The organism is Enterococcus sp. 12F9_DIV0723, from assembly GCF_002174375.1.
Taxonomy (GTDB): Bacteria; Bacillota; Bacilli; order Lactobacillales; family Enterococcaceae; genus Enterococcus_A; species Enterococcus_A gilvus.
The window spans coordinates 2,471,431-2,483,244 of the sequence record NZ_NIBK01000001.1; the positions used below are offsets into that span (position 1 = coordinate 2,471,431).

The 11,814-nt window shown below is 44.9% G+C and carries 9 protein-coding genes; 2 read left to right on the plus strand and 7 right to left on the minus strand.

The features are described 5' to 3' along the window. Nucleotides 1–33: 33 nt before the first annotated feature. The 3 genes from A5868_RS11710 to A5868_RS11720 all read right to left on the minus strand — a co-directional run bounded on the left by A5868_RS11710 (nucleotide 34) and on the right by A5868_RS11720 (nucleotide 3,235). A complete protein-coding gene (locus A5868_RS11710; RefSeq protein ID WP_010779888.1) occupies nucleotides 34–183 on the minus strand; it encodes a teichoic acid D-Ala incorporation-associated protein DltX in 150 nt (49 codons plus the stop codon). A gap of 282 nt (nucleotides 184–465) precedes the next feature. After that, nucleotides 466–2,478: an FtsX-like permease family protein gene (locus A5868_RS11715; protein ID WP_086303393.1), complete on the minus strand. Its 2,013-nt coding sequence runs from the start codon at nucleotides 2,476–2,478 to the stop codon at nucleotides 466–468. Continuing rightward, nucleotides 2,468–3,235, minus strand: a complete 768-nt coding sequence (locus tag A5868_RS11720) for an ABC transporter ATP-binding protein (RefSeq protein ID WP_010779886.1) — start codon at nucleotides 3,233–3,235, stop codon at nucleotides 2,468–2,470. Before A5868_RS11720 ends, A5868_RS11715 begins: the two co-directional genes overlap by 11 nt. Before the next feature lie 421 nt (nucleotides 3,236–3,656). Here A5868_RS11720 and nrdD point away from each other — a divergent pair, with 421 nt between their 5' ends. Continuing rightward, nucleotides 3,657–5,849 carry an anaerobic ribonucleoside-triphosphate reductase gene (gene nrdD, locus A5868_RS11725; protein ID WP_086303392.1) on the plus strand — a complete coding sequence of 731 codons (2,193 nt, stop codon included), beginning with the start codon at nucleotides 3,657–3,659 and terminating at the stop codon, nucleotides 5,847–5,849. Between the two features lie 101 nt (nucleotides 5,850–5,950). Beyond that, the gene (nrdG, locus tag A5868_RS11730) at nucleotides 5,951–6,553 is read left to right on the plus strand and encodes an anaerobic ribonucleoside-triphosphate reductase activating protein (RefSeq protein ID WP_010779884.1); all 603 of its coding nucleotides are present in this window, start codon (nucleotides 5,951–5,953) and stop codon (nucleotides 6,551–6,553) included. Here nrdG and dinB read toward each other — a convergent pair. The 4 genes from dinB to A5868_RS11750 form a co-directional block, all read right to left on the minus strand. Beyond that, nucleotides 6,545–7,666 (minus strand): DNA polymerase IV, encoded by a 1,122-nt coding sequence (gene dinB, locus A5868_RS11735; protein ID WP_086303391.1) that lies wholly within the window; start codon nucleotides 7,664–7,666, stop codon nucleotides 6,545–6,547. The two genes, nrdG and dinB, sit on opposite strands and share 9 nt — an antisense overlap. A 183-nt stretch (nucleotides 7,667–7,849) precedes the next feature. Continuing rightward, nucleotides 7,850–8,380, minus strand: coding sequence for a hypothetical protein (locus A5868_RS11740; protein WP_010745652.1), 531 nt, complete (start codon nucleotides 8,378–8,380; stop codon nucleotides 7,850–7,852). Nucleotides 8,381–8,550: 170 nt separating this feature from the next. Continuing rightward, a complete protein-coding gene (locus tag A5868_RS11745) occupies nucleotides 8,551–9,588 on the minus strand; it encodes an HTH domain-containing protein (protein ID WP_086303390.1) in 1,038 nt (345 codons plus the stop codon). Between the two features lie 106 nt (nucleotides 9,589–9,694). Further along, the gene (locus A5868_RS11750; RefSeq protein WP_086303389.1) at nucleotides 9,695–11,803 is read right to left on the minus strand and encodes a heavy metal translocating P-type ATPase; all 2,109 of its coding nucleotides are present in this window, start codon (nucleotides 11,801–11,803) and stop codon (nucleotides 9,695–9,697) included. Nucleotides 11,804–11,814 lie beyond the last annotated feature (11 nt).

Consider the following 11,814-nt stretch of genomic DNA (forward strand, 5'->3'; position numbering starts at 1 on the left):
TATCCCCCCGTTCGGTTCAAGCACGAACTTTGATTAAAATTCGTTGTAGATAAAATTACCGCCTTGGATGCTCTTATAATGGTATAAGTAGATCAATATCAAAAGGACGGCAAAATAGAAAATCGTCTTTCCAATAAAACTTAACCAGTAACGAGTGGCGGGCCGCTTAAAAAACTCCTTCATCCAATCGCCCTCTCTTAATTTCTTTCATTGATTAGTATTATAGTTCTGATTAAAAAAACCGCCACCGATTATGCTTACATATACCGCTTTCAAACGAACAGTTTTGTCACATGCTTGACAGCTTCCTTATTTGACGCTCCATCAACTTTTTTTCTTTCCAGTTTTTTTTGACCGATGGCCTGCCATTTTGGATCAAACCGCGCCTTTTTAACCATTAATCGGAGAAAAAGCGGACAAAAAAAAGAGACCAAAAGATTCCCTTTGATCTCTTTCTCTCTATTCTTAGAGTAATTTTTTCTGGTAAACGCAGGTGGTCCAATAAAACAAGGCATACACGATCAACATCAATCCGCAAAAAAGATACACGAACCAATAGTCGGCATTCTGTGCAATGTGAGAAAGGACAGTGATGGCAAGTATGCTATGGATCAATGCCAAAATAGCCGGGATGAAAAAGACGACCCGATTTTCCCGCTTCATCTCTTGATAGATAGTCTCCATCGGTATGCCCATTTGACGCAGCAATCCGTATTTTTTCCGTTTTTGCTTAAACTCCGACAACTGCCGCAGACTCACCATGCTGGCGGTCGTGATAATAAAGGTCGCCGTCACAAAGGTCACTACAAACAGCACCAACCCCATACTGCTTCGCGTCGATCGGTAAATTTCTTGATACGAGGTGTACTCGGAACGGTAAATCGTTGTGTCCTCTTTTCTGCCGCCTTCGCCTGCAGAAATGTCCCCCACGATCTGCTTGTTCTCCCATTTCAAGTCATAATGTATCGGAAAATCCCAATCACCCTTCAATTTTTTTCGGACCAATTGATTTAGTTCATTTTCCTTGGCATTCCTGACATCAATGACCTCAAGAGAATAGTCATGACCCGCTGTAGCATTAAATATTTTATCGGAAACGACAATTAAACTGGTCCCATAACGCAAATTCGTGTCCCCGAAAAAGTTGGGGTACGTCCCCTGGACCGTCAGCTCTTTGTCCTTCAAATAAATGATTTTGCTGTAATTTGTGTAGTCATTCAAATAGCGCTGATACGAGCTCAAAACGACCGTAGACTTCGGTGTCTTCAACTGGATATCCTTCAGCGTCGGGTTGGTCCGTTGGAAGGCATGGTAATCCGAAATAGACACCATGTCCATAACCTCCGGCTGCGAATTGACGCCTTCACCAGAGATCTCCACACTTTGCTTTGCCGGAACAGCTTTAAAATTCAATGTCTGGTGTTCATAAGGAGCCACCTTTTGCAGCTCTGGCGCGAAGGAGGCATAGCTTTCCTGGGTGACGGTCAACGAGGCCGGCGCGATCTCATTCACTAGGCGCATCTGTATCGAGACCATCGCCGCCATCCCGCCTAGAATCAGCAGGGCCATCCCAAGGGCCACCGTGATCGAGCCGAAGAAACGCCACTCGCTGAATAAGCGCAATTGCCATTCACTTCTCGACAGCATCCCCAAGTTTTTGTTCAATCGCTTCGGCCGATAGGAATTGTACCAACGCAGCGAATACGCAAAAAACAAATAGCTGCCTACCACGCACAGGACAAAAATCAGCCCCATCAGCAATAAATTGCCTTCGATCAAGCCAAAACGACCGCTCATTCTGCGAGCAAAACGGATATACATCACAGCCATTCCCCAACCACTTAGTAAAAACAGAATCCCGATCGCACCAAGAATTTTCTGTCCTATCCTCAACTTCATGGCTTGGATTTTCCGCAAGCGAATCTTCATCAAATGGGAAAATTTGTAGCCCGAGACAAGCCACAGTATCTGAAACGAGACCGCCCCTAAGATGAACAAGACGACGAGCCCCGTGGTGAGGATCGCATCTGATGAAAAGAAGAAATGGACCTGCAAGGGCAAATCCATCGCCTTGACTAAAATCATACTAAAGAGCTTAGACAGCAGCACCCCTAACCCGATCCCAATAACGAAAGAAAAGATCCCGATAAAGAAAATCTCTAAGATGAACCAAAGACAAATTTGATAATAATTGAGACCATATAAATGAAAGATACTAATGTCCTTTCGACGATTTTCAATAAAAAAGCGGTTGGTATTCGCCATAAAGAACAATAAGATGACGACTACAGCAAAGCTGCCGAAGCCCAGCATCGCTACTAGCTGCGTATTCTTTCCAGCGCTGCGAATCAGCGGTTGTTCATAGGTCATGGCGGTAAAAGAATAATAGACCATTACCGCGAAAATCAGACTAAAGAAAAAAATCAAATAATTCCCCAATTGTTTTTTAAACCCGCGCCAAATGAGACTAATCAGCATTGGCCTTCCCACCTCCGCCGATCGTAGCCTGCATATCGATCACTTTCTCAAAAAAGTCTTTACGGGAAGACCGGCGAACAATCTCCGAAAAGAAACGACCATCTTTGATAAACAAGACACGGTTGCAATAGCTGGCTGTGTAGGGATCATGTGTCACCATCAAGATCGTCGTATCTTCATGGATATTGACCTCGTCCAAATAATTCAAAAATTCTGTAGCAGACTTTGAGTCTAGCGATCCCGTCGGCTCATCCGCAAACAAGACCAACGGCCGGCTGATCAACGCCCGAGCTGCCGCCGTCCGCTGCTGCTGACCAATCGAGATTTCTTCCGGGTACCGTGTCAGAATGTCTGAGATCTTCAGGATTCTCGTCAGCCGTATCACCCGTTCCTCGATTTCTTCATAAGAAAGCTTACTGACCGTCAACGGCAAAATAATATTGTCCTTCACGGTCAGACTATCGATCAAATTAAAATCCTGGAAAATAAACCCCAAATTCTCTCGACGAAAGTCCGTTAATCGGCTTTCCCGCATCTGCGTGATATCTGCGCCAGCGATTCTGACAGAACCCATCGTCGGCAAAGAGATCGTGGAAAGAATGTTCATCAGCGTCGTCTTGCCTGCGCCGCTGGGTCCCATGATCCCTACAAATTCACCTTTTCCAACAGAAAAATTCAAATCATTCAACACCGTTACTTTATTGCTGCGTGTGCCAAAGCTTTTGCTTAAATGCTGCACATCGATCATTTTACCCATTTGCTTTCTCCTAACTAGGATTCTCTCGTCCTTTAAGAATAGGCGGACGATCTCCCGCCTGCTCTGGTGCTGCCGTTGAAAAAAGTCCCTCGACAGCCGCTCGCAAATCCTTTGGTGATTCTTCTATTTTTAATATCTAAATTTTTTTCTTTATGGTATCATATTTAGGTCAGTTTCTTATGTGAAACGACCTTCAATAATCTTACAATTTTTACATGTTTATGGAAAAATATTTTCCAGTTATTTTATAGTAATCAGAAGCTTGACCTTATCAGCTTTCATTTATCTTTCAGTAAAGTGACACACTATATATAGTGTGTCACTCTTTTTTTTACAAATTTTACCCCTATATATCGTTGCATCGTCATTGAAAATACTATATGATTGATAATGAAGTTTAAAGGAAACGGAGTTGTTTATAATGATGGAAATCCACTCAAAAGATTCATTGCTCAACGAATATCAACCATCGCTGAAAAATATTAAGGTCGTAAAACGTGATGGTCGTCACACGTCTTTTGATGACCAAAAAATTTACGATGCCTTGATCAAAGCGGAAACAAAAATCAAAGGATCCGTCGACCCCTTAGCACACGAACGCATTCAGTCAATCGTTGAACGGGTAGATGCAGAAATTTCAGAACGGTTTAACAGCGACATTAAAATCTATGAGATCCAAAATATCGTGGAGCATACATTATTAGAGCACAACGAATATGCATTAGCAGAAGAATATATCAATTACCGGACACGCCGCGACTTCCAGCGCAGCAAAGCGACGGACATCAACTTTACGATCGGAAAATTGATCAACAAGGATCAAACCGTCGTGAATGAAAATGCGAATAAGGATAGTGATGTCTTTAACACACAACGTGATTTGACTGCTGGGATCGTCGGCAAATCCATCGGTTTGAAGATGCTGCCGCCTCACGTAGCCAATGCTCATCAAAAGGGCGACATTCATTACCATGACTTGGACTACCATCCTTATACACCGATGACCAACTGCTGTTTGATCGACTTCAAAGGCATGTTGAACAACGGCTTCAAGATTGGGAATGCGGAAGTTGAAAGTCCAAAATCGATCCAAACAGCGACTGCCCAAATCTCGCAGATCATCGCCAATGTGGCATCGAGCCAATACGGCGGCTGCTCCGCAGACCGTACAGACGAGCTGTTAGCTCCTTTTGCGCGCCTAAATTACGCAAAACACTTGAAAGACGCGGAAGAATGGATCGATGATCCTGAAAAACAAAAAGCCTTTGCGAAACAAAAAACACAAAAAGACATTTACGATGCGATGCAAAGTTTGGAATATGAAATCAATACGTTGTTTACATCAAACGGACAAACCCCCTTCACTTCTTTAGGCTTCGGTCTTGGAACGGATTGGTTTGAACGTGAGATCCAAAAAGCGATCCTGCAAATCCGGATCGAAGGTTTAGGCAGTGAAAAACGGACAGCGATCTTCCCTAAATTGATCTTTACTCTGCGCCGCGGGACAAATCTTGAACCAACAGATCCAAACTACGACATCAAAGAATTGGCATTGGAATGTGCTACGAAACGTATGTATCCAGATATCTTAAACTACGACAAGCTGATCGAATTGACTGGCAGCTTCAAAGTACCAATGGGCTGCCGCTCCTTCCTACAAGGCTGGAAAAATGACCAAGGGGAAGAAATCAATGCGGGACGGATGAATCTTGGCGTTGTGACATTGAACTTGCCGCGAATCGCGCTAGAATCTGGCGGCAGCAAAGAAAAATTCTGGTCATTACTAGAAGAACGCCTGCAAATCGCGAAAGACGCGTTAGTCTTCCGAATTGATCGTTGTAAAGAAGCAACGCCGGCAAACGCACCGATCCTTTATCAATACGGCGCTTTCGGTAAACGCCTAAAACGTACCGATGCCGTTAATGAATTATTCAAAAACAAACGCGCAACCATTTCGCTAGGCTATATCGGTCTTTACGAAGTAGCCAGCGTCTTTTACGGCGGCGAATGGGAAGGCGACCTAGAAGCAAAAGCCTTCACTTTGAATATCATGAAAGATTTGAAGGAACACGCAGATGCTTGGGGCAATGAATACGGCTACCACTTCAGCGTGTACTCAACGCCAAGTGAAAGCTTGACTGACCGCTTCTGCCGTTTAGATACCGAACGCTTCGGAATTGTTGAAAATATCACGGACAAAGACTACTACACAAACAGTTTCCATTACGATGTTCGGAAAAATCCGACACCCTTCGAGAAGCTGGACTTTGAAAAAGAGTATCCTAAATACTGTTCTGGTGGTTTCATCCATTACTGTGAATACCCGGTTCTCCAACAAAATCCTAAATCACTGGAAGCTGTTTGGGATTATGGGTACGACCGCATCGCCTACTTAGGAACGAACACACCGATCGATCACTGCTACGAATGCGGCTTCGAAGGCGACTTCAAACCAACCAAACGTGGTTTTGAATGTCCGCAATGCGGCAATCACGATCCAAAATCCTGTGATGTGGTAAAACGGACCTGCGGTTACCTGGGGAATCCTCAAGCACGTCCAATGGTTCATGGCCGTCACGAAGAGATCGCTTCTCGCGTGAAACATATGAAATAAAAAAGACGCGCAAACCCTCGTTTGCACCGTCTAAAAGGAATAACTGTTGACAGGGACGGCGCTCTTTGCCGCTCCCTGTTTTAGTTGAAAGGGGAAAAAACATGCGTAATCCCAAACCAAAAGAATGGCTCGCAAGTGAGTTGAGCCAACTGTATATTGCTGACTACAAGGCCTACAACTTCGTCGATGGTGAAGGCGTTCGAAATAGTTTATACGTCAGCGGCTGTCCCTTCGCCTGTGAAGGCTGCTTCAATGCGGCGGCGCAAAACTTTCATTATGGCAAACCCTTTACTCAAGAAATCGAAGACCAATTGATCGCCGACACCGCCCACGATTATGTCCAAGGCATCACCCTGCTAGGCGGCGAGCCCTTCCTAAACACGCAAGTCTGCCTAAAAGTGATCGATCGGATGCACGCTGAATTTGGCGACACCAAAGATATCTGGTCTTGGAGCGGGTATACGTTTGAAGAATTGCTGCTGGACAGTGAAGACAAATTAGAGATGCTGAGCAAGATCGATATTTTGGTCGATGGCCGTTTCGATCTTTCAAAGAAAAATTTGATGCTGCAATTTCGCGGCAGCTCTAACCAGCGAATCATTGACGTGAAAAAATCATTGGCTCAAGGCCGCGTCGTGATCTGGGAAAAGCTTCATGATTCAGAAAAAGCATTTGAACAAATTAAAAAGAGCGAACTAATCTGATCGCTCTTCCCACAATGGTAAAACAATATTTTCAAAAGCAATGGGATCTAGATTGGTCAAGGTAATACCGACTAATCGGATTCCTTTTTCTATTCCGCCGATCTCCTCCCAAATCAAACTCGCTTGAGAAAACAATTCTTCTTTTTTATCTATGTAATAAGGCAGCGTCACGCGACGTGTCACGGTCGTATAATCTGTATAGCGAATCTTCAGCACCACTGTTTTTCCGTGGCGCTGTACGCGCCGCAGGGATTCTTCCACCTTCTCCGCCAACTGACGCAGCTGACTCAAGACTTCATCCTCCGTAGATAGCGGACGACCATAGGTATGCTCTTTTCCCACGGATTTTCGCTCACGAGTAATGTGAACCGGCGAATCATGGATTCCACGCACCTTCCGATACAAGGAATAGCCCATCTTCCCAAATTCTTGGATCAGAAACATTTCACTCTTTTCGTAGAGGTCTCCACCTGTAAAGATTCCCAACTCATTCATTTTAGGAACAGTCTTTTTCCCGACCCCGTGAAATTTTTCGATTGGCAATCGCTTCAGAAAAACCACAGACTCTTCAGGTGAAATAACGGTCATGCCCTTTGGTTTCTGATAATCAGAAGCCAGCTTCGCTAAAAATTTATTGTAGCTGACCCCTGCTGAACAAGTCAGTTGCAGCTCCTGCCAGATATCCTGCTGGATCAAACGCGCGATTTTGATGGCCGAGCGGATGTCCATTTTATTTTCTGTGACATCCAGATATGCCTCATCGATCGAGACAGGCTCAATAATATCCGTGTAGCGGTGGAAAATTTCCCGTACCTGATGCGAGACAGCCCGATACTTTTCATGATCGCCTGGCTTAAAAATAGCCTGGGGGCATAATTCGAAGGCCTTCTGCGCACTCATGGCTGAGTGGATACCGTAGATTCGCGCTTTGTAGTTCGCCGTCGTCACGACCCCTTTGCCGCCTGTGTCCGAAGGGTGGCGAGCAATCACCAGCGGATGCTTCGCCAGCTCAGGATCATCCCGCTCTTCTACCGAGGCAAAAAAAGCATCCATATCCATGTGAATGATTTTTCTCGATGTATCATTTTTCAATGGAAAAACCAATTCTGCCATCGTACACGCCCCCTTCAGTCGTAAAATCTTCCTCCTCATTATAACCGAACGTTTGTTCAGAGACAATCAATCCTGCTGAAAGTTAAAAGACGTTAAGAAGGCTCGTTGATTGTCGGATTCTTTTCTCAAAAAAAGTCCTTCTTCCAAAGTACGGAAAAAGGACTGTTGTCTTCCTATGAGTGTTTAACGTTCGATTAGATTTACTTTGCGGATCATTAGTTTGTCGGCAGAGCCTCGTTGGAACTCTTGAGGTTCTCCGAAGATTTCCGCATAAATAACTTTGTTGTGTTCGCGACGGCGAAGCTGGTAAATGATTTTCCCTGTATCTTCCAGCTCTTTCATCATTTCAGTCACACCGCCAAAGCCGGTCTTCTTGGTGATAAATCCTGTCGCTACCATTCGCTCATCTAGGTAACGGGCAGAAATGACAGAGCCCTTCGCCAAAGTAGTTCTTAAGGCGGTCGCCAATTCTTCTAGTTCTTCAGGAACGGGCAATTCACGTTCTACTGGTTGGTACAAGGTATCCCGTAAGGTGTTCAGCTCCTCTACCAACGCTTCATATTGTTCCTTTGTCAGCATGACGCCAGCAATTTTTTCACGGTTGAAAATATAAACCCCTGTCTCTGCTTTTCGAGCTTGAGCAAAAACATCCATTGGCGATTTTTTTACTTCTGTAATGGAAGATGTCGGAACATCTAATTTTCTTAACCCCATTCAGCTCTCCTCCTATTTAATAGTCCATCGATTGAAAGAACGAACTTCTATTTTTAGTTGTTTTACATTCTATTCACCCACGAATGTACAAAAAGATGCAAAATAGAACGGCATCCTCAACGTAGTCTTCATCATTATAGCATAACCTATCTTGAAGAAAAATCTTCACCTCAGTTTCTCCTTGGAGAAGTGTCGTAGGCCTGATACCTTTCTTGGATCAACAAGGAAGATTTTAAATTGGGAGTCAGCGTTAAGGAGGCTGAATGGACCGAAGAGAAGATTTCCTTTAGCGCAAAAGCCAATTCATCCAGCTGGCAATTGGTCAAAAACGGCAATCGTCGTTTAAATTCTTTGGCTATGATATAGAAATGATCGCTCACCGTATCCCCGCGCCATTTTAAATTGAAGAGCGTCAGCGGCAGCCCTTGATAAACCCCTAAAAATAAATCAAACAATTTAGCAGCCAGCAGCTCCTCCGTAGTGCCGGATTCTTCTATAAATACTTCTTCGATAATGGCACATGCCTCCTGCACCTCCTGATACAAGCTGCTCCGCTGCTGCTGATGGGACCTGTAAAGATCAAGATAGTTGTCGAAATGATGCCTAAGATAATCAAAATAGAAATACTCCGCCAATGGCGACTCCACTCCGAACTGACTGCGGAAGTCCTCTAGCTGTTCCCCTGCAAAAAACGCCGCTTTCTCAATGGAGGGAAGGGACCGATTCAAATAATAGTGCGCCAGTTGATCATACATTTCCTGTTCTTCAAAAGAGTAGAAATCTCGTAAATAGCGTAACTGCAGCAGCACGATCAGTGCAGGCTCGCCCGCTAGCTCTCCCGATCGGTGATTCACAGAAATATTCAAGTGAAGGATCTGCTTGTTCAAGCGTCTTAGCTTAGAATAGCTGCTTTTGGTATCCCCGTCATTCCAAAGATAGCCTCGAAATAGTTGAAACCGCGGATCAGCGCGGATCAATTTACGGCAGAGTCCTAAATAATTCGGTTCGGACTGCCAGTTGATTTGCCAAATCTTCTCTTTTATTAAGAAATTTTTCTGTCGCAGCTCCTCTATGTCCCGTGAGATCGTTTTTCTGCTCACGGTCATTTTCTCAGCCAGCTCTGTGACTGAATAGCGACTGTATTGAATCCATTCTAACAATTGCAATTGCCGTTGACATTTTTTCCTCGTGATAAATTCCCAGATCATGCGCCACACTCTTTCCCCGTCAAATAAACTCCTTTCTTTAAACATAGCACAATCTAAGCCGCAGAAGTTTCTCAACTTTTTTCAAAAAATAAAAACGCCTGAATACTCAGACGTTTAAAGTCATCGCATTGATCGCGACGATGATCGTACTTAGTGACATTAAAATGGCGCCCACTGCTGGACTCAAAAGGATTCCGATAGGGGCTAGAACACCCGCAGCCAATGGGATCGCGAGAATATTGTAGCCTGCGCCCCACCAAAGATTTTGGATCATTTTACTGTGGGTCTTTTTAGCTAAACGGACAAATTTCAAAATATCCTGTAAATTACTGTTGGTCAGCACGACATCTGCCGAATCGATGGCGATATCGGTTCCTGCGCCGATCGCCATTCCGATCGTGGCTCTGGCAAGAGCCGGGGCATCATTGATCCCGTCGCCGACCATCATGACTTTTTTCCCTTTATCGGTGTACTGCTTGATGATTTTCTCTTTATCATCTGGCAGCAATTCACTATAAAATTCATGGATTCCTAAATAATCAGCTACAGCCTTTGCCGCTGCCTGATTGTCGCCAGTCAGCATGACCGGTTCGATGCCGCTCTCCCGCAGCTTCGTGATAAAGTCCTGCGCTTGGTCTTTTAGCGTGTCCCCCATTGCAAAGAAGGCGACCAATTGGTCATCGATCAATAAGAAAGAAATCGTGTTGCCCTGTGCTTGATAATCCTTCAGTTTTTCAGGATCAACCTGCAAGTGACGGTTTTCGATTTCTTTCTGATTTGCCAAAATAACTTGATGTCCTTCTACTGTGCCGCTTACGCCGACACCCTTTAGCGTAGAAACATCTTCTGCTTTGTAAGGGGTAATCGTTTCTGATTTCAAATAATTCATGACGCCGACAGCAAGGGGATGGTTCGTTTGACTTTCCAACGCGCCGATATATTTCAACGCCTCTTCTTTGCTCTGGTCGGTCAACACTTCGACACCCGTCACCGTGAACTTTCCTTCAGTCAATGTACCAGTCTTATCAAGAAAGACGTAGTCCAATTTGTTTCCCTGCTCCAGCGCTTGACGACTTTTCAACAGCAAACCATTTTTAGCCGCTAATGACGTAGAACGCGCAATTACTAAAGGAATCGCCAATCCTAAGGCATGGGGACAGGCAATGACAAAGACTGTCACCATACGATCCAGCGCCTGCGGCAAGTCTGCCACGAAGAGCCAAGCGATGAAGGTCAAAATACCAGCGGCCAACGCAATGTAGAACAACCATTTGGCGACCTTATCAGAGATCGATTCTAATTTCGATTTCTCCTGCTGGGCTTCCTTCACCATCGTCATGACTTTGGCTAAGTACCCATCTTCTCCTGTCCCTGTAACCTTCAGTTGAATGGTGCCGTCGCCATTGACGGACCCGCCAATGACAGTATCACCGACTTGCTTCTGAACGCCTTTTGATTCCCCCGTCACGGCGGACTCATCAACGATCGTAGCACCCTCGATGACCTCGCCGTCCGTTGGCATCTTATCTCCCGCACGAACGAGCAAGTGATCGCCTGCGTGAATATCCTGCAGTTTCACTTTTTTCGCAGCACCATCCGCCTCGATCTTGGTCACTTCATCCGGCAGTAATTCAGCCAGCTTTTTCAAAGCGTTACTTGCATTCGAAACAGCGCTCATTTCTACCCAGTGCCCTAACAGCATGATCACGATCAAGGTCGCTAATTCCCAGAAAAAGTCCATCACGTGTTCGTGGGGATTGAGTTTGTTCACAACAAAGGAGTACAAACTGTAGATATACGCAACGGAGATCCCCATTGCGATCAAGGTCATCATGGCGGGGCTCTTCATTTTCAGCTCCATTTTAGCGCCGCTGAGGAAAGGCTGACCGCCATAAATAAAGAGAACCGTCGCCAAGACCAATACGACCCACTCCGAACCTGGAAAAGTGAATTGAAACGGCAATTGTATCCCCATCATTGGGGAAAGAACGATGATAGGGATCGACAAAACAAGCGAGAGCCAAAACTTTTGTTTGAAATTCCCCATATGCATCGAATGGTCCATACCGCCACCCATATCATGGTGCTCATGACCATCCATTCCATGATTCATCTCGTGATGATCGTGCCCCTCCATTGCATTATCCATATGTTGGTGATCATGCATCGACGGGTCCTTTTTCATCGATTCATCCATTTTTTCTCCTTGCTTCATCTCAACGACCT